Origin of the sequence: Shewanella zhuhaiensis (genome assembly GCF_022484835.1) — a bacterium.
GTDB lineage: Bacteria > Pseudomonadota > Gammaproteobacteria > Enterobacterales > Shewanellaceae > Shewanella > Shewanella khirikhana.
On the sequence record NZ_JAKUDL010000004.1, the window covers coordinates 75,649 to 97,575 of the forward strand.

A 21,927-nucleotide genomic window follows, 5' to 3' on the forward strand; every position below is an offset into this window, starting at 1 on the left:
GCGATACAGGTCGCTTTTTCGACAAAATTAGAGCAATAACTCTTACCTTTGCCCCCGACCTGGGCTAGAATGCCGCCAAAACAGGAACACTTGTACGCTAAAACGCGATTTGTCAGTTCCGGTCATCAGGCAGGTAATTCCATGTCACTCGAGCAATTTCATCTGGTTCGGCTGCTCAAAGCCCAAACCAAACAAAACCCCAACGCCATTGCCCTCGAAGGTTTCGAAATGGCTGCGCCCTGGGATCAGGTGTCCCGTCAGGACTTCGATCACGGCAGCGACCAACTGGCAATGCAGCTGATTGGTGCCGGTCTTGGCGTGCAGGACAAGGTTGCGATTATGTCGAACAACTGTCCACAGTGGACAGTAACCGACGTAGCTACGCTCAAGGCCCGTGGCGTTGTGGTGCCGATTTATCCAACCAGCACCCTGGAACAGGCAGCCTACATACTGAACGATGCCGATGTGGCTTTTCTGTTTGTGGACAATGCCGAGCGCTACCAGCTGGCCTGTGAGCTGAGAGCCCTGTGTCCGGCACTGAAATCGGTGATCCTGTTTGATGATGCCGTAGCTCTGCAGCATCCCGATGATAATCATTTATCCGGCCTGCTGGCGCGTGAGCCCATTGGCGATGCCGCCAAAGAGCTGGGGCTGCGACTGGACAGCACCTCGCTGGATGATTTGCTGACCCTGATTTACACCTCGGGCACCACCGGCGACCCCAAGGGCGTCATGCTGCCCCATCGCGCCATAGCTTCCACCATCTATCAGCACGATAAGCGTCTGGCCTTTACCGAAGGCGATGTGTCGCTGGCGTTTTTGCCGTTAAGCCATGTATTTGAGCGTGGCTGGAGTTTCTATGTGCTTGGCCGTGGCGGCCGCAACGTGTATCTGGCCGACACCAATAAGGTGAAAGAAGCCATTGCCGCGGTACGCCCCCATACGCTGTGTGTGGTGCCGCGTTTCCTCGAAAAGATCTACAGTGCGGTGCAGGACAAGCTGTCCCGCGCACCGGCTTCCCGCAAGGCCTTGTTTGGCTGGGCCATGAATGTGGGTTCTCGCCAGTTTGAAGTGGCTCAGGGGCGTCGCAGGGGCGGTATGCTGTTGTCCTTGCAGGCCAAGCTTGCCGATAAACTGGTGGGCAGCAAAATCCGCGAAGTGCTGGGCGGCCGCCTTAAGTTTATGCCCTGCGGCGGCGCTGCGTTGAATGCCGATGTGAGTGCATTTTTTGATGCGGTGAATGTGCCTGTGCTTTGTGGCTACGGCCTGACCGAAACCACGGCTACGGTAACCTGCAACACCCTGGAGAACCGGGTGCCTGGCTCTAATGGACAGTGCCTGCCGGAAGTGGAAGTGCGCATCGGCGAGAACGATGAAATTCTGGTGCGCGGCGATACCGTAATGACCGGTTATTACAAACGCCCTGAGGACACGGCCGCCGCCTTTGATGATGGATGGTTCAGGACGGGTGATGCCGGCCGCCTCGATGCGCAAGGGAATCTCTACATTACCGACCGCATCAAGGAACTGATGAAAACCTCCAATGGCAAGTATGTGGCGCCGCAGCGGGTGGAAGGCATGGTGGGGCGTTGCCCCTTTATCGAGCAGGTGGCCATTGTTGCCGATGCCCGCAACTATGTGACCGCGCTGATTGTGCCCGCGTTTGAGGCGCTGGAAGTCTGGGCCGGGGAGAAAGGACTGAAGTATGAATCGCCACTGGAGCTTATTCGTCACAGCCATGTGCTGGAGCACTTTGAAGCGCGGCTTAAGCTGATGCAGGAAGGCCTGGCGGGTTTTGAACAAATCAAGAAGTTCACCCTGCTGCCGGACGCCTTCACCATGGAGTCCGGGCTTATCACCCCAACGCTCAAGCTCAGACGCAAGGTGATTTATCACAGATATCAACGGGAAATCAGTGCCATGTACGGCGGATAATTATAACTGTGTTTGAAAGGTCGCCCTATAGCGGCCTTTTTTATTCAACAAACCCGCTACAAATGTAAAGTGGTCAGTCAAAATTTTGACGTTTGATGTTTTTCTGGCATAGTGCGCGCCGCGATGGGGGATAGGAAGTCGCATCATTCAATCAGGAAGTCATCATGAAATCAGCCAAACTTGCCGCATTGGCAGCGGTGTTTGCCACCAACGCTTACGCTTCAGATATCACCAACCAATTTGATTTGCACTATGGCGAGCCAGATGGCCGCAGCTGTGCCTCCAGCGCCGATATCGGCCGTACCGCTTTCGACCCTGACTCAGGTCGTCTTTGGGCCTGTGGCAGCGATGGTTGGGTATATTTTGTTTCACAGGCAAGCGATCGTCTGAGCTGCCTGGACAAAGCCGCCAACAGTGGTCAGTACCCCGAGTGGAGGCAGCGCAATGGCCAGTACAAAAAACATGAGATTGTGCGCTTCAACGGCAAGCTTTATACCCCAACTTATGGCAATGTGTGGGGTGGTTCAAACCCAGAAAAGGCTAAATGGGAATGGCAGTTGTATCGTGAAGCCAACACCTTGCCGGTGCGTTGGGAAGCGTCACACCAGTACAGCCGTGGTGACCGGGTGGTGTTGATGGGTATTGAATACCAGGCCCGTGAGGCGAACGCCGCCAAGGCGCCCAACGATGGTCAGCGCAACTACCAGCCATGGGACTACATTGGTCCTTTCAGCTGTCCTAAAGCCTGAGCCCAAGTCTGACGTAAGCCTTGCCAAGACCGCCACTGTGCGGTCTTTTGTTTTGCTGGGCCCTTGGTGTACTCTTTTGCTCTGCAAAAACACAACAACAAGGCTTGTCATCCAGACGAGCGAAAGGAAGCAGCATGGCCCAGTTTGACCTCAGTATTCAGCCCAGATTCAATGAAACCGATGGCCTCGGCCACATCAACAACACAGTTATTCCTGTGTGGTTTGAGGCCGCCCGCGAGCCGATTTTTGCCATCTTCAACCCCGAGTTGGACCTGAACAAGTGGAACCTGATTGTGGCCGGCTTTACCATCGCTTTTACCGCGCCCACCTTTTACGGCAAGCCGGTTGAGGTAATTACCCGTATCTCCCGTATCGGTAACTCCAGTTTTGAAGTGCTGCAGCAAAGCTTTCAGGCTGACAAGATGACCGCCGAAGCCAAAACCACCCTGGTGCATTACGACTACCAGACCGAAAAGAGCGTTGCGATCCCCGCCGATATCCGCGAGCTGCTTGGCAGCTACCTCACCGCCTGAGGTCAGTTTTCTTGCCAACAAAAAAGCCAACCCCTGGGGTTGGCTTTTTGATGTCCGGTTAAACATCAGTCACGCACAACATCAGCGCTGTGAATTACAGCCCAGCCAGCTTGGCACGGGCGGCGTGCAGTTTCTTGTAGCTTTCAATCAAACGCTGATGGCGATCCAGTCCTTCCAGCTTGGTGCTGGTTGGGGTGAGGCCATGGAAGCGTACCCGACCTTCCACTGAACCGATAACGGCGGCCATTGTCTCCTCGCCGAACATGCGGCCGAGGTTGTGGCGGTAGTCATCCAGCGCCAGCTCGTCGTCGAGGCTGATTTCCAGCACTGCCGACATGGCCTGATAGAAGAGGCCGCGGGCAACCGTGTTGTCGTTGTACTGCAGGAAGGTTTCGGTCAGCTCCTGGGCCGCTTCCAACTCGCCCAGCGCCAGATAGCACAGCAGCTTGAGCTCGAGGATGGTCAACTGACCCCAAACGGTATTCTCATCAAACTCGATACCGATAAGGGTGATGATGTCGGTGTAGTTATCCAGCTCGCTCTCTTCGAGACGCTCAACCAAATCGGCAAGCTCTGCATCGCTGAGGCGGTGCAGGTTCAGGATATCTTCGCGGAAATCCAATGCCTTATTGGTGTTGTCCCAAATCAGATCGGTCACCGGATATACCTCGGAGTAACCGGGCACCAGAATACGGCAGGCGCTGCCAAGGGCGGTGAACTCGGCCACATAGGCTTCCAGACCCAGATCTTCGAGAATGCCGAACAGGGCGGCGGACTCTTCTTCATTGCTGCCGGAGAAATCCCACTCCACGAACTCGTAGTCGTGTTTGGCACTGAAGAAGCGCCATGAGATCACCCCGGTGGAGTCGATAAAGTGCTCAACGAAGTTCTCTGGCTCCTGCACCGCCATGCTGTTGAAGGTGGGTTTTTGCACATCGTTCAGACCCTCGAAGCTGCGGCCCTGCAGCAGCTCGGTGAGGCTGCGCTCCAGCGCCACTTCCAGGCTTGGGTGGGCGCCGAAGGAGGCAAATACGCCGCCGGTGCGTGGGTTCATCAGGGTTACACACATTACCGGGAACTGGCCGCCGAGGGAGGCATCCTTCACCACCACAGGGAAGCCCTGGGCCTCCAGCGCTTCGATACCCGCCACTATGGAAGGGTACTTGGCCAGCACTTCTTGGGGCACGTCCGGCAGGGCAATTTCTTCTTCGATAATTTGGCGTTTTACCGCGCGCTCGAAGATTTCCGACAGACACTGCACCTTGGCTTCGGCCAAGTTGTTGCCCGCGCTCATGCCGTTGCTGAGGAACAGGTTTTCAATCAGGTTGGACGGGAAGTACACGGTCTCGCCATCGCTGTGGCGGGTGTAAGGGATGGCGCAGATGCCGCGCTCATAGTTGCCCGAGTTGGTATCCACCAGATGTGAGCCACACAGCTCGCCATCGTTGTCATAAATATCGAGGCAATACTCGTCCAGCAGGCCTGAGGGCAGCGAGTCATCTTCCTCCAGCGGGAACCACTTTTCGTTGGGGTAATGCACGAACTCAGCATTGGCAATTTCTTCACCAAAGTACTGATCGTTATAGAAGAAGTTGCAGCTGAGACGCTCGATAAATTCACCCAGTGCCGAGCACAGGGCGCTTTCTTTGGTGGCGCCTTTGCCGTTGGTGAAACACATGGGCGAGGCGGCGTCGCGGATGTGCAGCGACCAGACGTTGGGCACCAGGTTACGCCAGCTGGAGATTTCAATCTTCATTCCCAGCTCCGCCAGCTTGGCGGTCATGTTGGCGATGGTCTGCTCCAGCGGCAGATCCTTACCCACAATAAAGGTGCTGTGGTCGCCATCCGGCTTCACCATCAGCATAGCCTGGGCGTCTTCGTCGAGGTTTTCCACGGTTTCGATAACGAACTCGGGGCCGGTCTGAACCACTTTTTTCACGGTGCAGCGGTCGATGGAGCGCAGAATGCCTTCGCGGTCTTTATCGCTGATGCTCTCTGGCAACTCCACCTGAATTTTGAACTGCTGGTTGTAGCGGTTTTCCGGGTCAACAATGTTGTTTTGCGACAGACGGATACCTTCGGTGGGAATATCCCGCGACACGCAGTACACCTTCACAAAGTAGGCGGCACACAGGGCGGAAGAAGCCAGGAAGTAGTCGAACGGACTGGGGGCCGAGCCATCGCCCTTGTAGCGAATCGGTTGGTCGGCAACCACGGTGAAGTCGTCGAATTTGGCTTCGATTCTCAGGTTATCGAGAAAATTAACTTTGATTTCCATGGGATAATTCCAGATGTTGCGGGCAAATGCAGTTGCCCCGCGGTAAAACCGCTGAAAAATTAGCGCAATTATCGGCTTTTTTGCGATGGGTGTCTTGGATTTCTTCTGCTATTGGGTGAACCGTCCGGCTATGCTGCGGCCTTTACCTTGGTGCGCAATGGCTGCGGGAGTATGATACCGGGGTATCTGTAGTCCTTTTGGAGATCCCATGAACGGTCTGACCCCTGAACTGGCGGTTATTCTATTAAACCTCGTCATCATTGCCGTTGCCTATGGCTCTGTGTACCCCAAACTGGCCGGCAACAGCTTTCAGCGTATCTCCATTTGCGATATGGGCGCATCAGCGCTGGCACTGCTGATCGTGGGCAGTAAGTATTGGGGCTCGGATGCCGAGTTTAATTTGTTGGTTGCCGATGTGAACTGGTTTTGGTTCACGCTGCTGAGCTACTTCGTGCTCGAGCTGCCTGCCGTGGTGTGGTACTTCAAAAAATACGGCGTAAAGATGCCGGAATAACCAGCTTAGGGAGAAGCGAGCCGTGATCCAGATTATCGAAGGTGATATTACCCGTGCCAGGGTCGATGCCATCGTCAATGCGGCCAACAGCCGTATGCTTGGCGGCGGTGGTGTAGATGGTGCCATTCATAGGGCCGCTGGCCCCGAACTGCTAAAGGCCTGTATGGCCTTGCCTACAACCAATGGCACTCGCTGCCCGGTGGGGGAAGCAAGGATTACCGCGGCGGGAAACCTCAGTGCGCGCTATGTGATCCACACGGTTGGGCCTGTCTATCGCTCCTATGCGGATCCTGCCGTTTATTTGGCTGCGGCCTACCGCAATTCGTTGCGTCTTGCGCTGCAACACGGCTGCGAAAGCGTGGCACTGCCCGCCATTTCCTGTGGAGTATATGGCTATCCTCACGATGAGGCGGCAACAATAGCGCTGGAAGTGTGTTCCGCACCTGAGTTTGCCTCGCTGCAAATCCACTTCTATCTTTTCGGTGAAGCCATGACTCAGGTTTGGCGTGATAGCTGGGAAAGCATGCAGCACCCAAGCGCCAGAATCTGATGTTGCAGGCTGGATATTCTCAATTTTGATGAGAAATAGTTTTCTATAGCCTGCTTCTTATCCCCCTGTTAAATGCAATTAGCCTTACCTGGCGAGCACCATTTGGGCATCTGCTCGCCTTGTCTTTCCAGCCGCGCGAACTCGACATTGTTGTTGTCGAAGTTGGCCGTGTATCGCCATTTCCCCATCCTGAAAGGGTTAAACGCCAGGCCAATAATCCATGGCCATTAACGGCTGCTTTTGCTTCAAACCCTACTCCAACAGGCACTTCAATCGGCGTGTTAATTCATGCTGCAATTTATCCTCAATCTTAGCCTCATCATCCGGCATTTTGGTGTCGCTGCCAGCCAGCAGTCAGGCTACAGCATCAGTAATCAACCTGGATCGGTCACCAATATTTACTGATGAATTGGGGTTTAAAGCAGCCCGAAAATGCCGCTCAGGTGAAGGTCGTTCAAGTCGGCAGGCTGACATCTCTCCCGTTTGGTTATGGATGAGATAAAATAATCTAACATTTTTATATTTTATTGATTTTAATTGTCTTTGTTTGTTTTTTGTTGTGTATTGATTAATTTAATAAACTTGTGTGAGTTGTGTTTGTTGTTTTGTATCACCTGAAATTTACCAGGGCACTGCGTTTTCCCATCCTTTGGAACTTGGGTTTGATACCGCGTTTTGTGCATTGCCTTTCCCGCGGAGCCAACAACAATTATTAGGTTAAAGCCAGTGCCATAGGCAGCGTAATCGGTGTGCCAAATGAAAAAACTAAGCCAGCAACTGCCAGCCCAAGAAGGATAAGCAGAGCCGGAAATGTACAAAGTTGTATAGATGACGCGTACACTGAGCATGGTCGCCGAGCATGCCCACGGAAATAGTCGGCCAGCGAAGGCTCGTCAGTTTATTAATGCGCTGAAACTACCCGGGTGGACTCAAGAGTACAGATAGCAACAGGACAGCGTTTGACGGGGATCAACTCCCAAGTCACCTGTTAACAGACGAGTTAATAAAATTCACCCGTTGAGTTGTGGCATTTTTTGCTGCAGTATAGTGGCTGGCGCAAGTGCTGCGCCAAGACGGTAGCAAGTGTGAGAGCGACAAAAACCGTGCTGAATGGACGGACAGCGGCATTCTGAACCCTTGGGTTTAAAGCTCGGGTTTGATGCCTGGCGACTAAGACAAAGTGAACTTTGTCTTAGCTGGCAGAGCGGGTATGTATCGTGATTGATTTTTTGGTTTAAAAGTGAGCTTTTTAAACTGATTTATTCAAATCGATGCAACCAGGACTTCAACAGGGTACTGAGCAATTTTTGGTCGTCCCGGCTCAGTTGGTTCAGCAAACGTTTTTGAGTTTCAACGTGACTCGATAACACCTGCGCCTGAGTCGAAATTCCCTTGGGGGTGAGACAGACTTCGACACTGCGTCTGTCCTTTTGACTCGGCTCACGGGCTATCAGTCCCTTGGCTTCGAGACGGTCCAATCGGTTGGTCATAGCACCGGATGTCAGCATCATGGCAGCCAACAAATCGGACGGTGTAAGCCGGTATGGCGCCCCACTTCGACGCAAGGTTGCGAGCACATCAAACTCGCCGGGTTTGAGACCATAAGCCTTGTGACATTGTGCAATTTCTTGCTCCAGATGCTTGGTTAACCTTGCCAGGCGCCCCATGATCCCCATGGCGAGGGTATCCATATCGGGTTTCTCTTTTGCCCACTGCGCCAAAATCTTATCTACTGCATCCATAATAATTCTCAATTTTTCATTGGGATAAAAATATCTTAGCATAAAGATACTTTACGAAAAGATTTTTCTGAGATAGGCTGAAATAAATCTTGATGTGAAGATACTTTATATGAACATAATTTTAGCCTTACTCACGGCTGCCTTGTGGGGAACTACCTACGGGGTCACTCAGTACACCTTACCCGATTGGCCACCCCTGCTTTTAGGGGCAATTCGGGCGTTACCCGCCGGACTGATTCTCTGGTGTGTTCGCCCCCACTTGCCCCCGCGGCAACATCTTTGGCCACTGGTTAAATTGGGGGCGGTGAACATCGCATTATTCTTCAGTTTGATCTTTGTGATGGCCCATACTTTGCCCTCTGCTATCTCAGGTGTTGGCATGGTATCGGTGCCATTGTTTGCGATGATTTTCCAATTTCTGGTGCTGAAGCATAAGCCTTCAGTTGCACAAATCGTGGCCGGTGTGTCTTTGTTACTGCTCGGGTTAATGCTGTTCAATCCGGGCAGCCTTACCCTCAATCCGGTAGGGTTGGTTGCGATGCTGGCGGCAATTGGCTGCATTATTGTTGGCAGCCGGATGACGCAAACTCTGAGTGGTAAGCTGCATTGGTGGGACGTGCTGGTATGGCAGCTTATTCTGGGCGGCGCAATCCTGGCACTGATCAGTGCTGTGCAGTGGCTGCTGGCCCCCGCTGGTTTTGCTGCAGTGGCAGATGGCTTCAGTGGCCGTGAGTTGGCCGGGATTGGCTGGATAGTGCTGTTCAACACTGTCCTGGCTTATGGTCTGTACGTGTTTTTGATGCAGCGGATGAGTATTGTCGACTTTACCTTTGGCGGTATAGCCAACCCCATTACCGGTATTGCCTTGGGGGTCTTGCTGATTGGTGAGCAGTATTCCCAGACACAGTATTTACTGATGGCCGGCATGATAGTGTCGTCACTGCTGCCAAGCCTGTGGCAGCGCTTTAAACGCTGAAGAAAGCTCAACCCATGGCCGCTTTGACGTAGACGTCGAAGCGGTTTTTTTTGGTTTCAATCCGGGTGCTGGGTTTGATGCCATCGAGATCTTCGGCGTAGTCGGGGCGTTTCACTACCACCCGTTTTTGCGCCAGCTTCAACGCAGGCTGCAGCAGCCCATCGGCGTCGGTATCCGCGCCAACCAGCGACTGAAACACCCGCATCTCTTTCTTTACCAACGCAGATTTGTCTCTGTGGGGATACATGGGGTCGAGATAAACCACATCCGGTTGGTGTTGCAGATTATCCAGTGCATCCAGGCTGGATCCATGAACAAGCTGCATCCGCTGTTGCATCCAGGGACCGATTTCGGCATCGAGATATGCGCGGCGCAGGCCGTCTTCCAGCAAGGCGGCAACCACAGGGTGACGCTCAATCAACAGCACATTGCAGCCAAGGCTTGCCAGCACAAAGGCGTCCCGACCTAGCCCGGCGGTGCCGTCCACCACGCTGGGGTTAGCCCCTGCCTTAAGCCCCACAGCCTTGGCAATGGCCTGGTTGCGACCGCCGCCAAACTTGCGTCTGTGGGCCACGGCGCCGGAGACAAAGTCCACCGAGATCCCGCCAAGTTTGGGTTCATCCCGCTTTTTTAAAGTTAAGGCATCGTCTTCAAACAGTAGCGCAAAGTCGGCGCCATCCGTGGGCAGCAACTGCCAACGCTGGCAAATGTCACTCAGGCGGTTGTCGTCTTTGTCGATATGGATTGCAAACACAGTGAAGACCCTCAACGGAAGTTGGCGGCAGTATACCCTTTGTGGCCTTTGCCCGGAACTAAAGCCTGTGGGGAAAAGCGGCCCCTTTAAGGATACAGACGCAACGGCTGAGGTTATAATAGCTGCAGTTTTCACTCTGCCGACCATTTCGGAAATTTTTATGCTGAGTTATCGCCATGGCTTTCACGCCGGCAACTATGCTGACGTTCTCAAACACGCTATTTTGCTGCAAGTAATTGAGCTGATGCAGAAAAAAGACAAGCCGTTTGTCTATATTGACACCCACTCGGGTGCAGGTGGCTATAGTCTGAAAGACGAATTCGCCCAGAAGACCGGTGAATATAAGGATGGCATCGGCCGTTTGTGGAACCGCACCGACCTGCCTGTTTCACTGGCCTTTTATGTGGAGGCGGTGCGTCACTTCAACGAAGGCAATGAAAACGGCGGTGACGATCTCGAGTGGTATCCGGGCTCACCGGCATTTGTGGACATGCACCTCAGGGACAACGACCGCATGGTGCTGCATGAACTGCACGGCACCGATTTTGAGCTGCTGAACGAATATTTTGAAACCGCCCGTCAGGTACAGGTCACCAAGTGGGATGGTCTCAGCGGTCTGCTGGCCAACGTGCCGCCGCTGGAGCGCCGTGGGGTGGTGTTGATTGACCCAAGCTATGAAATTAAAACCGACTATGATGCGGTGGCCGATAGCATCATCAAGGCGTATCGCAAGTTTGCCACTGGGGTATACCTGCTTTGGTATCCGGTGGTGAACCGCGCTCAGACCGAGGGCATGCTCGACAAGCTGAAGCAAAGCGGCATTCGCCGTCAGCTGCGCATTGAGCAAGCCATCAAACCCGACTCAGACGAGTTTGGCATGACCGCCGCAGGTCTGTGGGTGATTAACCCCCCCTGGCAGCTCGACACCCTGGCCAGCGAAATGCTGGAATATCTGCATCCTCTGCTTAACGTGGATGGCGGCAATGTGCGGGTGGAATGGGAAGTGGGCGAATAAGCACAGGCGTTTGGCTGTAGTGGCAGATTGTACAAAAAACGGGCTTAATGCCCGTTTTTTCATATTAACTGTTTAGCCTGACGCCTTAATCACGGGCTCCATACTCAGGTACGCAGGTTGCGATAGCGGCTAAGCAGAATATTGACCCTTTCAATGTAGGCTTTGGTTTCCGGGTAGGGTGGAATACCACGGTATTCCTCGACCCGGGTTGGACCGGCATTGTAGGCCGCCAGCGCATGGTTGAGATTGCCTTTGAAGCGCTCCAGCATTTGCGACAGATATCGACTGCCACCGAGGATATTGTCCTGGGGCAAAAAGGCATTGCGCACGCCCATGTCCTTGGCGGTGCCGGGCATAAGTTGCATCAGTCCCACGGCGCCGGTGCGGGAAATGGCTTTGGGATCGAAGTTCGATTCGGCATGGATCACCGCGCGGATCAGCGCAGGTTCCAGCGCATAGGTTTCGGCTGCCAGCAGAATGTCGCGCTCGTAGCTGCGATTCAGACGGATGGTGCGCCAGTTCACCTTGGATCTGGGATTACAGGCGTAGCAGTCAAACAGCAGGATCTCGTATTTGCCGTTGGCGGGCGCCTTGTCGCTGAAGACTGTGGTGCCGTTGGGCTGCTCGTATCGGTACACCTTGGTTTGGCTGCTGGTGCCCTGATCCGAGTAGCGGGCGGTGATCTTTGGTTTCGCTTTGCTGTCGGTATTTTCGGCACCATAGGCCAACACCGACCCCAATAGGGCCGGTAACAACAGGATTGGCAGCAGGGTGCGCTGGGCAGACATTAAAGACCCGTGTATTCGTTAAGCTTGAGTAACTCAATAATAGCAAAGAGTTGCTTCATTTCGGCATGGATTTGGCTGAATTCATCTTCGAAGGTGGCGCCGTTAAAGATGGATGTTTGCTCAAAGCGGTTCTGGTTGCTCTCGAGGGTGATCAGCAGCCTGTCATGGTAGAAGGCGCATTGGATGCGGCTTTGGAAGAAACTTGCCAGCTCCAGCAAACGCTCCATAAAGGCGGTGGTCAGCAGCACCCTGGCCTCAATCTGATCGCTTGAAAACACATCAAACAGCTTCTCGAAACGAGGGTCTTCCAGCCGTACCCGTTCAAGGCCGCCATGGCTGTCGGAAAAGAAATTGGTAATGGCACCGCGGGCACGGATGGCCACCGTATGACCCTTAAACGGCTTGTGGCTCGAGAGCGAAATGGTCAGCCCCTTAAAGGCGGTCACATGTTGGGTGCGGTTGTCTTTGTCACGCTCTTCTCTGAGCAGATGCACTTCGTTGATCACGATTTCCACACCGCGATAGCTGCCGAGCACACCATCATCGAAGCGGGCTTTGTCGTACGACGGCAAAATACGGGCATCTTTAAAACGTCGCAGTCCCATGTCCTGGCCTTTGCAAAACACAAAGTCGGGGCCGAAGAAGCGGAAAATACGCGGATAGATTTCGGCCTGCACAGCGCCGCTGTATTGCTTCAGCGGACGACTGGCCACGTGCCACATGCCGATGGCCAGCATTACGGCAATCATCCAGATGAAGGGGGCGTATTCGGCGCCGGGGCGCATCATGGGAAAGGCCAGCAGCAACAGACTCAGATAGATGGCAGCGCCCAAATACAAGCGCTTGCGGGCGTGTTTAAGCGCGCTGATGCGCTGGTTTTCAAACTTGCGGCATAAGGGCGCAATATCGGATTCGTAATAGGCTTTGAGGGCGTCAATGTCAGCCGGGTTTGCAGACAGCCCCTTGGTTGCCCGCTGCGCCTTGATAGGCGCACCGAGCAAAAACGACAGCATATTCATGGCTTACTTCAGGTAATCGCTGGCATTTACCGGCGCGCGATCGGCTTCCTGAGCTTCGAAGAATGGCATGGCTTTCACCGAGGCCATACTGGCAATCAGCGAGCCGGGGAAGATTTCCACTGCGGTATTCAGCTCAGACACGGCCGAGTTGTAAAAACGGCGGGCGGCGCTGATGTGGGCCTCGACTTCGTTGTAGGTTTGCATGGCCTGCACCATGGTCTGGTCGCTTTTGAGTTCAGGGTAGTTTTCCACGGTAACCATCAGCTGACCCATCTTGCTGTTGAGGGCATCGGCCTGCGCCAGGTGCTGACGAACGGCTTCGGCATCGCCCTTGTCATAACCGGCAGACACCTGGGCCCGCAGCGCAGTGATCTCGGTGAGCAGCGACTTTTCGTGGTCCATAAACTTCTGCGCTATGGTCAGAATGTTGGGCACCAGATCGGCACGCTTCTTCAGCTGCACATCAATGCCTGACAAGGCCTCACGGGCTGTATTGCGCTTTTTGATCAGGCTGACATACCAGAGGTAGGAAACTATCAACACCAATCCAAGACCGATTAACAATCCTTCCATCATAAATCCTTAAATTACAGACACCCGCTGGGCCATTGCAGCCAAAGCTAACCACAAATTGGCAAAAATTGCATCTGTCACGGCGGAAAACTGACCAGTCGACCAATGGGGGAGAGGGCGTGAGTGGCAAAACGGCAAGTTAAACTGATGATTTCAATGTTTTTTGCCTGCAATTTTTCATAACTGGCTGTAATGGTGGGCGATTGGTGAAAAAATACCGCAGCCAAAAATTATCCTTATGAAAGTAAAGGCTTTAATGGTGGTTTTTGCTGGGTGAAAAAACAGCGCCACTGCAAACAGGCGTGGCCGATACCGCCTGCAGTGCGGCAATAAAAGGATGAAATTGACGTTTTAAGCTGCAATTTGCGGCTAAATTCATGAAATTACACACATGGTTAAGCTTGAGTTCAGAATGGGTTCAATAAAGTGACAAGTGCACAACATTTGGATTTGGCGACCAATTTGCCGTGACGGGATCCCGCTGGGATCCTTTTTTTTGCCTGTCCTCCAGCCCGTGCGGCCTTTCCCGCTTCTGACCACTTAAGTTTGACTTAACCCTATTGTGCTAGCGTGCCGGGTCCGCTGAGGACTGCCAGCAGCCACATTGTGCATGGCGTTTCCCGCGGATAACACCCATAACGAGTGCTGCAAAGCAGCCCAGGCCCGAAGGAAAGACCATGAGCACCAACTCCCCGGAGGTTACCGCCTCTGAAACCCCGGAAGACATCGCCAAGAGCGGTTGGTTTGTCCGATTTCTGAACGTGGTGGAACGGCTGGGTAACCTGTTGCCCCATCCCATCACTCTGTTCGCCCTCTTCTGCCTCGGTGTGGTATTGCTCTCTGGCCTGCTGGGTTACTTCGAGCTGTCGGTGGCCGACCCGCGCCCCGAAGGCGCCTCCGGTCGCAGTGCCGATGGCATGATTTCCGTGGTCAGCCTGCTCAATGCAGAGGGTTTGAGGCTAATTGTTTCGAATCTGGTGACAAACTTTACCGGCTTCACCCCGCTGGGCACAGTACTTGTGGCTTTGTTGGGGGTGGGGATTGCCGAGCGCTCCGGCCTGCTCAGTGCTGCCATGCGTGCGCTGGTGATTGGCCGTTCTCGCCGACTGGTGACTGTGACCATAGTGTTTGCCGGTATTGTCTCCAACACTGCCTCTGAGCTGGGCTATGTGGTGCTCATTCCCATGGCGGCGATGATTTTTCACTCCCTCGGGCGTCACCCACTGGCGGGCCTTGCGGCCGCCTTTGCGGGTGTTTCAGGTGGTTACAGCGCCAACTTGCTGCTGGGCACCATAGATCCCCTATTGTCGGGTATCACCGAAGCCGCGGCGCAGATGATTGACCCCGACTACATCGTTGGCCCGGAAGTGAACTGGTACTTTATGTTCGCCTCCACCTTCCTGGTGTCCATCATGGGCGCCTGGGTCACCGAAAAGATTGTTGAGCCAAAGCTCGGCAAGTACGACGACAGTGAAGCTTCCATTGACCTGGCCGGGCAGACCATGGAGCAGGTGACCGACATCGAACGCCGTGGCCTGAAGATGGCCGGTCTGGCAGCATTGGTGCTGGGCGCTGTTCTGGCGCTGACTGTGGTGCCGGAAGGCGCGCCGCTGCGTCATCCCGACACAGGGCTGGTTGCCGGTTCGCCTTTCCTCAAGGGCATAGTGGTGTTTATTTTTATCTGCTTTGCCATTCCGGGTCTGGTGTACGGCAAGGTGGTCGGCACCATGAAGAAAGACACAGATGTGATCAATGCCATGAGCCACAGCATGAGCACCATGGGCATGTACATAGTGCTGGTGTTCTTCGCCTCTCAGTTCGTGGCCTTCTTCAAGTGGACCAATCTGGGCGCCGTGCTGGCGGTGATGGGCGCCGATGCCCTCAGCGCCATTGGCCTCACTGGCCCGCTGCTGTTCCTGTTGTTTATCGCCATGTGCGGCTTTATCAACCTGATGCTGGGCTCTGCTTCGGCCCAGTGGGCAGTAACGGCACCGATTTTTGTGCCCATGCTGATGTTGGTGGGGTATGCCCCTGAGACCATTCAGGCGGCTTATCGTATTGGCGATTCGGTGACTAACCTCATCACCCCGATGATGAGTTACTTCGGGCTTATCCTCGCCGTGGCCTGCCGCTATAAGAAAGACATGGGCATAGGCACCCTGGTGGCCACTATGCTGCCCTACACCCTGGTGTTCTTTGTTGGCTGGACCAGCTTCTTCTTCCTGTGGGTATTTGGCTTTGGCTTGCCGGTAGGGCCGGGCGCAGCCACTTACTACATCCCTTAAATCTGCTGGAATCACAAAAGGAGGCCTCGGCCTCCTTTTTTGTTACCCCGGTGATTGTGTTAGGCTGTCGGCAATCCTTGGCTGAAGGTATAGCGGCAAAAAAGGGAAGGACAGATGAGTGAATTCACGGTGATCCGCGCAACTCTGGCTGAGCTTGAATTGGCTGCGCAGCTGTTTAATCAATACCGCCGCTTTTACGATTTGGCAGATGACTTGCCGCTGGCCTGCGGATTTTTGGAGCAGCGCCTGGTGAACAATGAATCGGCAGTATTCCTGGTGTTGGATGCCGATGGCCGGGGATGGGGTTTTATGCAGCTTTACCCGGGCTTTTCATCGCTGTCAGCCAAGCCCTGCTGGACTCTGAATGACCTTTTTGTCTGTGATTCTCACCGAGGTAAGGGGCTTGGAAAACTGTTACTGGCCGCTGCCCGGGACTTGGGGCTGGCTTCGGGAGCCTGCAGTTTGCAGCTCGAAACCGCCGTAGACAACTTCAGGGCTCAAGGCCTTTACCAGGCTGAAGGCTGGCTGCGGGATACAGAGTTTTACCGTTATACTTTGCCACTCCTGTGAGGGTGGCGAATTGAGGAGTTCTTTTTGCAAATTTGGGTCGATGCCGATGCCTGCCCATCGGTAATTAAAGAAGTACTGTTTCGCGCCGCCGAGCGCAGGCAAATCCCGCTGACTTTGGTGGCCAACCAGAGCGTGCGGGTGCCCCCTTCTCCTTTTATCAAATCGGTTCGGGTCGAGTCGGGTTTCGATGTTGCCGACAACGAAATCGTTCGCCGGGTCAGTCAAGGCGAGCTGGTGATCACCGCCGATATTCCGCTGGCCGCCGAAGTGATTGCCAAGGGCGCGCTGGCGCTCAATCCCCGTGGCGAGCTTTACACCGCCGAGAACGTGAAGGCGCGGCTGAATATGCGCGACTTTATGGAGACGCTGCGTGCCAGCGGCATTCAGAGCGGTGGCCCAGCGCCTTTGTCGCAGGCCGATCGTCAGGCTTTTGCCAATCAGTTGGACCGCTGGCTCGCCAAGCTGCCCAAGTAGTTTCTGTCGCCCGGGAGCGGGCGTGTTGTAACCACAGACCATCAGGGAGTCAGATGGCCACTCCAGACTTTGATATTCCATACGAACACCGCAAGCCTTTTGCCAAACACTATCAGCAAGCTATCTGGCCGATGTGTAAAAAGCTGGAGGCGCGCCGCGGCCCCATTGTCGCCCGTCAGCAGGCGCGAATGGCTCAAATCCGCCCATTTACCCGGCTGATGTGGCCGATGATTTATCTGTCGTTCGGCAGCAGTGCGCTGGGCTTTTTTGGTGTTCTGCCAAACCAATGGATTTTCATCGGCTTTGGTCTGGCCTTTGTCAGTATGCTTGGCATGGCCGGGCTGGCCTGGTGGGCAGGCAATGAGCTGTCCAACTTTATGGATGAAGGCATCGACAAGCTTTATCCCCGGGTGCTGGCGTATTTTGGCAAGGACTTTGTCATCAAGTGGGGTAATGAGGCGACCGGCCAGCACCGAGCCTACGAAGACTTTGGCATCTTCCCCAAACACGATAAATCGAGCTGCTTTAGCCACTTGAAGGGCAGCCACCACGGGGTGCCGTTCGCGTTTTTCAATGTGGGTTTTTACGAAAAGAAAAACAACGATAAGTACGAGCTGGCATTCAAAGGTGTATTACTGGCTTTTACCCTGAAAAAGGCCTTCAAGGGCACCACTCGGGTAGTGCGCGATGGAGGCTTCTGGCTTAGTTTGGGGCAGCGGGGGCTCGACAGAGTGAAGCTGGAAGATCCCCGCTTCGAAGCAAGATTTGAAGTGTTTTCCTCAGATCAGGTCGAGGCCCGTTATCTGCTGAACCCCGGCATGATGGAGCGCTTAATCGAACTCGACAACCACTTTGGCAATGGACTTGAAGCCTGCTTCAAAGACAATAAATTGCTGATCCGCGTGCCCAGCTCGCGGGACTTCTTTTCCCACCATCAGGACCATGAAAAGCCCATCGATTTTAAAGAGCCCATCGGGGAGATCTTTGCCGATCTTGGCTTTATTTTTGGGATTGCCGACGAGTTGGCACTGGCGCGTCATACCGGGCTTTGATGCTGCAATCGCTCTGATATCAGTGGCTTAAATCCACCACAAAAAACCGCATAGGGTATTGTTTGTGGTGGATATTCCTGTTCTGCATGAGTTATGCGCAATTTCCTGCCGTTTTTGCTCGACATTTGAGCGGGTGCGCTGTATTTTGCCTGCGCCCGGCGGGTCGCCAACAGCGCCGAATGCCGCACCATGCCTGCGATGGCAGCGCAAGCAGGTGCTTACGGCAACGCCAGATCCCCAGAGCAGAACAAGAACAAATTGATTAATTTCTAAGGACACCCATGAAATACGCTATTGCAGCGATCCTGGTTATTTTTGCAAGCGGCTGTGCCAGCACCGGCAGCGAGCAGGTAGCCAACCCACAAGCCACACAGGCAGATGCCTTTATCGGTCACAAGAACCGCACCGTGATGCCCGGCAAAGCCGCCAACCCCAGAAAGGCCGTGTCAGCCATCTGAGCCGACCCCGCCAAAACCCCGCCCGGTGCGGGGTTTATTTTTTAATCCATTCGGCAGTGACTGGCGTATCCATTCTGGTAACCCAAGCCAAGGAGTCATGCCATGACCATTCGCTATTCAAGCCTCAAAGTCCTGCCCCGCATCGACAAAGCCTGCATTCATTCGCTGGATATGTCGCTGTATCAGCTGTCGGTGGTGATTGATGGCGCTGAGCTGTATGTGACCGATGATGATGACCGTATGCTGCGAAGTTTAAATCTGTGCCAGATGCAGGCGCTGCTTGAAGACTTGCCGGTGCGTGAGACAGTGCTGCGCCAGGAAAGCGCCTACGATGAAATGGTCGGTCAGTCGGTGCGGGAGTGCAGCAATGCCATGGAAATTCCCCTGCGCGTTGCCTGAATACGGCTTGGTGCAAACGCTCCCCAATAAAAAGCCCCGCAGTGCGGGGCTTTTCGTTTCGTGCAGTTTTACGCGCTGACAGGCTTAATGCTTGTCGGCCGGTTTGTCGGTGTTGTGCTCTTTGCCTTCTTTCTCGCGCTTGCTGAAGATACGCTCAACAATCACGAAGAACAGCGGCACGAAGAAGATACCGAGGAAGGTCGAGCTCATCATACCGCCGAGTACACCGGTACCGATGGCGTTCTGCGCGCCTGAGCCCACGCCGGTAGAGATAGCGAGCGGCACCACACCCAGACCGAAGGCCAGCGAGGTCATCAGAATGGGGCGCAGACGCACCCGCACCGCGTGCAGGGTCGCTTCGATAAGTCCGGCGCCCTTCTCATAGAATTCCTTGGCGAATTCCACGATAAGAATGGCGTTCTTGGTCGCCAGACCCACAGTGGTCAAGAGACCCACCTGGAAGAATACGTCGTTGGACAGACCGCGACCGTTCATTGCCAGCAGGGCACCGATAATACCGAGCGGTACCACCAGGATAACTGCAAAGGGCACCGACCAGCTCTCATAGAGGGCCGCCAATACCAGGAATACCACCAGAATCGACAGCGCATACAGTGCCGGCGCCTGGTTGCCTGACAGACGTTCTTCATACGACAGACCGTTCCACTCGATACCAAAGCCCGGTGGTAGCTGCTCAACGATTTTCTCGATATCCAGCATGGCATCACCGGTGCTGTAACCCGGGGCTGTGGCGCCCTGGATGTTCATCGCAGGCAAGCCGTTAAAGCGTTCCAGACGTGGTGAGCCATATTCCCAGCGACCGGTGGCGAAGGCCGAGAAGGGCACCATTTCACCTTTGGCGTTACGCACATACCAGGTGTTGAGGTCTTCTGGCTGCATCCGGTACTGGGCATCGGACTGCACAAATACCTTCTTCACCCGGCCACGGTCGATAAAGTCGTTCACGTAGCTGCCGCCCCAGGCGGTGGCAATGGCACTGTTGACCGAGCCGATATCTACGCCGAGCGCTCGCAGCTTGGCATGGTCGATATCCAGCTGGTACATGGGCGCATCTTCCTGACCATTGGGGCGTACGCCCACCAGGTTGGGGTTTTGCGCGGCCAGGCCCAGCAATTGGTTACGGGCTGCCAGCAACTTGTCGTGGCCCTGGCCGTTTTTGTCCTGCAGATAGAAATCGAAACCGTTGGCGGTGCCGAGTTCAATTACCGACGGCGGCGCAAAGGCAAACACGAAGGCTTCTTTAATCTGCGAGAAGGCGCCCATGGCGCGGCCGGTGAGGGAGAATACGTCTTGACCCGGACCTTCACGCTCGGCCCAGTCCTGCATACCCACGAAGGCGATACCCATGTTCTGACCCATACCGGCAAAGGAGAAGCCAGCCACGGAGAACACCGATTTCACGTTCTCTTTCTCGTCTTCGAGGAAGTATTTGTCCATCTTCTCCAGCACCTTCACCGTCGACTCCTGAGTGGAGTTGGTGGGCAGGATCACCTGGGCAAACAGAATGCCCTGATCTTCATCGGGCAAGAAGGCGGTAGGCATGCGCATAAAGATCCAGCCGGTGGCAACCACCAACGCCAGATAAATCGCCATCACCCGCAGGGTGCGCTTGAGGATACCGGCCACACTGGCTTCGTAGCGCGAAGTCAGGCGCTCAAAGCTGCGGTTGAACCAGCCAAAGAAGCCGTGCTGACCATGGGCATGGCCGGGCTTGAGCGGCTTGAGCATGGTGGCACACAGCGCCGGAGTCAGAATAAGTGCCACCAGTACCGACAGCGCCATGGCCGATACGATAGTGATGGAGAACTGACGGTAAATCACCCCGGTAGAGCCGGACATAAAGGCCATGGGCACGAATACCGCCGACAGGGTCAAACCGATACCCACCAGGGCGCCGGTGATCTGATCCATCGACTTACGGGTGGCTTCCAGCGGGCTTAAGCCCTCTTCCTGCATTACCCGCTCGACGTTTTCCACCACCACGATGGCATCGTCCACCAGAAGACCAATGGCCAGTACCATGGCGAACATGGTCAGGGTGTTGATGGAGAAGCCAAAGGCCGACAGCACCGCAAAGGTACCCAGCAGTACCACAGGTACCGCAATGGTTGGGATAAGAGTGGCGCGGAAGTTTTGCAGGAACAGGTACATGATGACGAATACCAGTACCACGGCTTCCAGCAGGGTGTGCACCACGCCTTCAATGGATTTTTCCACGAAGGGGGTGGTGTCGTAGGGGTAAACCACTTCCATACCGGCAGGGAAGAAGGGCTTCATCTCTTCGATTTTAGCCCGTACCCGCTTGGCGGTATCCAGCGCGTTGGCACCTGTGGCCAGGCTGATTGCCAGACCCGCTGCCGGACGGCCGTTGTAGTAGGATTCAACCACATAGCTTTCGGCGCCCAGTTCCACCCGGGCCACGTCGTTCAGATAAACCTTGGCGCCGTTGGTGTCGGACTTGAGGATAATCTTACGAAACTGCTCTGGGGTTTCCAGGCGGCTTTGGGCCGACACAGTCGCGTTCAGCTCCTGACCTTTTACCGAGGGCGCGCCGCCCAGCTGACCGGCCGACACCTGGGCGTTCTGCTCACGAATCGCGGCAACCACGTCCTGGGTAGTCAGGCTGTACTGGGTCAGTTTGAGTGGGTCGAGCCATATCCGCATCGCATAGGGCGCGCCGAACAGGGTGATGTCACCCACACCGGCAACCCGGCTTAAGGGGTCCTGAATGTTGGAGCCCACATAGTCGGCAATGTCGTTTTTGGTCAGGCTGCCGTCACCGGACACAAAGCCCAGTACCATCAGGAAGCCTGAAGTAGACTTATTCACCCGCACGCCCTGGGCCTGCACTTCCTGAGGCAGCAGCGGCATGGCCGATTGCAGCTTGTTCTGCACCTGCACCTGAGCGATATCCGCGTCGGCTTCGGCGTTGAAGGTCAGGGTGATTTCGGCGTTACCGAAACCATCACTGGTGGAGTTGATGTAACGCAGGTTGTCCAGACCTGTCATCCGCTGTTCGATAACCTGAGTTACCGAGTCTTCCAGGGTCTTGGCGGATGCGCCGGGATAACTTGCCGAGATCACCACCTTGGGCGGTGCAATGTTCGGATACTGGGATACGGGCAAGCCCTTGATGGCGAGCACACCCGCCAACATCACCAGAATCGCGATCACCCAGGCAAAGATGGGTCTGTCGATAAAGAAACGTGCCATAGCTTATTCCTGAAACTCGCTTGGTCTGA

At 54.7% G+C, this 21,927-nt stretch carries 19 protein-coding genes and 1 pseudogene; 13 read left to right on the forward strand and 7 right to left on the reverse strand.

Going from position 1 to position 21,927, the window contains the following annotated elements:
* Window positions 1-141: 141 nt before the first annotated feature.
* The 3 genes from MJ923_RS12295 (at window position 142) to MJ923_RS12305 (ending at window position 3,217) form a co-directional block, all read left to right on the forward strand.
* Complete coding sequence (locus MJ923_RS12295; RefSeq protein WP_240591352.1) at window positions 142-1,935, forward strand: AMP-dependent synthetase/ligase; 1,794 nt, start codon at window positions 142-144, stop codon at window positions 1,933-1,935.
* A 164-nt stretch (window positions 1,936-2,099) separates the two neighbouring features.
* Window positions 2,100-2,684, forward strand: coding sequence for a hypothetical protein (locus MJ923_RS12300; protein WP_240591353.1), 585 nt, complete (start codon window positions 2,100-2,102; stop codon window positions 2,682-2,684).
* A gap of 134 nt (window positions 2,685-2,818) precedes the next feature.
* Window positions 2,819-3,217, forward strand: a complete 399-nt coding sequence (locus MJ923_RS12305) for an acyl-CoA thioesterase (RefSeq protein WP_240591354.1) — start codon at window positions 2,819-2,821, stop codon at window positions 3,215-3,217.
* Window positions 3,218-3,311: 94 nt separating this feature from the next.
* Here MJ923_RS12305 and MJ923_RS12310 read toward each other — a convergent pair whose 3' ends face one another.
* Complete coding sequence (locus MJ923_RS12310) at window positions 3,312-5,495, reverse strand: OsmC domain/YcaO domain-containing protein (protein ID WP_240591355.1); 2,184 nt, start codon at window positions 5,493-5,495, stop codon at window positions 3,312-3,314.
* 208 nt (window positions 5,496-5,703) lie between these two features.
* Between MJ923_RS12310 and MJ923_RS12315 the strand changes: the two genes are divergently transcribed.
* Window positions 5,704-6,009, forward strand: a complete 306-nt coding sequence (locus MJ923_RS12315) for a hypothetical protein (protein WP_240591356.1) — start codon at window positions 5,704-5,706, stop codon at window positions 6,007-6,009.
* Between the two features lie 22 nt (window positions 6,010-6,031).
* Window positions 6,032-6,559 (forward strand): O-acetyl-ADP-ribose deacetylase, encoded by a 528-nt coding sequence (locus MJ923_RS12320; RefSeq protein WP_240591357.1) that lies wholly within the window; start codon window positions 6,032-6,034, stop codon window positions 6,557-6,559.
* A 1,259-nt stretch (window positions 6,560-7,818) separates the two neighbouring features.
* On the opposite strand, the gene MJ923_RS12325 is transcribed toward MJ923_RS12320, so the two are convergent.
* Window positions 7,819-8,301: a MarR family winged helix-turn-helix transcriptional regulator gene (locus MJ923_RS12325; protein ID WP_126168756.1), complete on the reverse strand. Its 483-nt coding sequence runs from the start codon at window positions 8,299-8,301 to the stop codon at window positions 7,819-7,821.
* Window positions 8,302-8,410: 109 nt separating this feature from the next.
* Between MJ923_RS12325 and MJ923_RS12330 the strand changes: the two genes are divergently transcribed.
* Window positions 8,411-9,277, forward strand: coding sequence for a DMT family transporter (locus MJ923_RS12330; RefSeq protein ID WP_240591358.1), 867 nt, complete (start codon window positions 8,411-8,413; stop codon window positions 9,275-9,277).
* Window positions 9,278-9,284: 7 nt separating this feature from the next.
* On the opposite strand, the pseudogene MJ923_RS12335 reads toward MJ923_RS12330, so the two are convergent.
* Window positions 9,285-9,995: pseudogene (locus MJ923_RS12335) on the reverse strand (class I SAM-dependent methyltransferase); the annotation flags it as partial.
* Window positions 9,996-10,191: 196 nt separating this feature from the next.
* On the opposite strand from MJ923_RS12335, the gene MJ923_RS12340 reads away from it, so the two are divergent.
* Window positions 10,192-11,046 (forward strand): 23S rRNA (adenine(2030)-N(6))-methyltransferase RlmJ, encoded by an 855-nt coding sequence (locus MJ923_RS12340; RefSeq protein ID WP_240591360.1) that lies wholly within the window; start codon window positions 10,192-10,194, stop codon window positions 11,044-11,046.
* A 104-nt stretch (window positions 11,047-11,150) separates the two neighbouring features.
* Here MJ923_RS12340 and MJ923_RS12345 read toward each other — a convergent pair whose 3' ends face one another.
* From MJ923_RS12345 to MJ923_RS12355, 3 genes are read right to left on the reverse strand one after another with little or no spacing between them, the layout of a single operon-like run.
* Window positions 11,151-11,834 carry a lytic transglycosylase domain-containing protein gene (locus MJ923_RS12345; RefSeq protein ID WP_240591361.1) on the reverse strand — a complete coding sequence of 228 codons (684 nt, stop codon included), beginning with the start codon at window positions 11,832-11,834 and terminating at the stop codon, window positions 11,151-11,153.
* A complete protein-coding gene (locus MJ923_RS12350) occupies window positions 11,834-12,853 on the reverse strand; it encodes a DUF3137 domain-containing protein (RefSeq protein WP_240591362.1) in 1,020 nt (339 codons plus the stop codon). The genes MJ923_RS12345 and MJ923_RS12350 overlap by 1 nt, the downstream gene beginning before the upstream one ends.
* A gap of 3 nt (window positions 12,854-12,856) precedes the next feature.
* A complete protein-coding gene (locus MJ923_RS12355) occupies window positions 12,857-13,426 on the reverse strand; it encodes a LemA family protein (RefSeq protein ID WP_126168743.1) in 570 nt (189 codons plus the stop codon).
* A 677-nt stretch (window positions 13,427-14,103) separates the two neighbouring features.
* On the opposite strand from MJ923_RS12355, the gene MJ923_RS12360 reads away from it, so the two are divergent.
* The 6 genes from MJ923_RS12360 to MJ923_RS12385 all read left to right on the forward strand — a co-directional run bounded on the left by MJ923_RS12360 (window position 14,104) and on the right by MJ923_RS12385 (window position 18,664).
* The gene (locus MJ923_RS12360; protein ID WP_240591363.1) at window positions 14,104-15,711 is read left to right on the forward strand and encodes an AbgT family transporter; all 1,608 of its coding nucleotides are present in this window, start codon (window positions 14,104-14,106) and stop codon (window positions 15,709-15,711) included.
* Window positions 15,712-15,825: 114 nt separating this feature from the next.
* A complete protein-coding gene (locus MJ923_RS12365; protein WP_240591364.1) occupies window positions 15,826-16,281 on the forward strand; it encodes a GNAT family N-acetyltransferase in 456 nt (151 codons plus the stop codon).
* Between the two features lie 24 nt (window positions 16,282-16,305).
* On the forward strand, window positions 16,306-16,755 hold the full coding sequence (locus tag MJ923_RS12370; protein WP_126168740.1) for a YaiI/YqxD family protein: 450 nt from the start codon (window positions 16,306-16,308) through the stop codon (window positions 16,753-16,755).
* A 53-nt stretch (window positions 16,756-16,808) separates the two neighbouring features.
* A complete protein-coding gene (locus MJ923_RS12375) occupies window positions 16,809-17,807 on the forward strand; it encodes a DUF3137 domain-containing protein (RefSeq protein ID WP_240591365.1) in 999 nt (332 codons plus the stop codon).
* A gap of 281 nt (window positions 17,808-18,088) precedes the next feature.
* Complete coding sequence (locus MJ923_RS12380) at window positions 18,089-18,265, forward strand: hypothetical protein (RefSeq protein WP_240591366.1); 177 nt, start codon at window positions 18,089-18,091, stop codon at window positions 18,263-18,265.
* A 102-nt stretch (window positions 18,266-18,367) separates the two neighbouring features.
* Window positions 18,368-18,664 carry a DUF6482 family protein gene (locus tag MJ923_RS12385; RefSeq protein WP_240591367.1) on the forward strand — a complete coding sequence of 99 codons (297 nt, stop codon included), beginning with the start codon at window positions 18,368-18,370 and terminating at the stop codon, window positions 18,662-18,664.
* An 84-nt stretch (window positions 18,665-18,748) separates the two neighbouring features.
* Here MJ923_RS12385 and MJ923_RS12390 read toward each other — a convergent pair whose 3' ends face one another.
* Window positions 18,749-21,898 (reverse strand): efflux RND transporter permease subunit, encoded by a 3,150-nt coding sequence (locus MJ923_RS12390; RefSeq protein ID WP_240591368.1) that lies wholly within the window; start codon window positions 21,896-21,898, stop codon window positions 18,749-18,751.
* Window positions 21,899-21,927: the final 29 nt, after the last annotated feature.

Coding starts and splice junctions, on each gene's coding strand:
- MJ923_RS12295 (WP_240591352.1), top strand. CDS start 142: ATGTCACTCGAGCAATTTCATCTGGTTCGGCTGCTCAAAGCCCAAACC.
- MJ923_RS12300 (WP_240591353.1), top strand. CDS start 2,100: ATGAAATCAGCCAAACTTGCCGCATTGGCAGCGGTGTTTGCCACCAAC.
- MJ923_RS12305 (WP_240591354.1), top strand. CDS start 2,819: ATGGCCCAGTTTGACCTCAGTATTCAGCCCAGATTCAATGAAACCGAT.
- MJ923_RS12310 (WP_240591355.1), bottom strand. CDS start 5,495: ATGGAAATCAAAGTTAATTTTCTCGATAACCTGAGAATCGAAGCCAAA.
- MJ923_RS12315 (WP_240591356.1), top strand. CDS start 5,704: ATGAACGGTCTGACCCCTGAACTGGCGGTTATTCTATTAAACCTCGTC.
- MJ923_RS12325 (WP_126168756.1), bottom strand. CDS start 8,301: ATGGATGCAGTAGATAAGATTTTGGCGCAGTGGGCAAAAGAGAAACCC.
- MJ923_RS12330 (WP_240591358.1), top strand. CDS start 8,411: ATGAACATAATTTTAGCCTTACTCACGGCTGCCTTGTGGGGAACTACC.
- MJ923_RS12340 (WP_240591360.1), top strand. CDS start 10,192: ATGCTGAGTTATCGCCATGGCTTTCACGCCGGCAACTATGCTGACGTT.
- MJ923_RS12345 (WP_240591361.1), bottom strand. CDS start 11,834: ATGTCTGCCCAGCGCACCCTGCTGCCAATCCTGTTGTTACCGGCCCTA.
- MJ923_RS12350 (WP_240591362.1), bottom strand. CDS start 12,853: ATGAATATGCTGTCGTTTTTGCTCGGTGCGCCTATCAAGGCGCAGCGG.
- MJ923_RS12355 (WP_126168743.1), bottom strand. CDS start 13,426: ATGGAAGGATTGTTAATCGGTCTTGGATTGGTGTTGATAGTTTCCTAC.
- MJ923_RS12360 (WP_240591363.1), top strand. CDS start 14,104: ATGAGCACCAACTCCCCGGAGGTTACCGCCTCTGAAACCCCGGAAGAC.
- MJ923_RS12365 (WP_240591364.1), top strand. CDS start 15,826: ATGAGTGAATTCACGGTGATCCGCGCAACTCTGGCTGAGCTTGAATTG.
- MJ923_RS12375 (WP_240591365.1), top strand. CDS start 16,809: ATGGCCACTCCAGACTTTGATATTCCATACGAACACCGCAAGCCTTTT.
- MJ923_RS12380 (WP_240591366.1), top strand. CDS start 18,089: ATGAAATACGCTATTGCAGCGATCCTGGTTATTTTTGCAAGCGGCTGT.
- MJ923_RS12385 (WP_240591367.1), top strand. CDS start 18,368: ATGACCATTCGCTATTCAAGCCTCAAAGTCCTGCCCCGCATCGACAAA.
- MJ923_RS12390 (WP_240591368.1), bottom strand. CDS start 21,898: ATGGCACGTTTCTTTATCGACAGACCCATCTTTGCCTGGGTGATCGCG.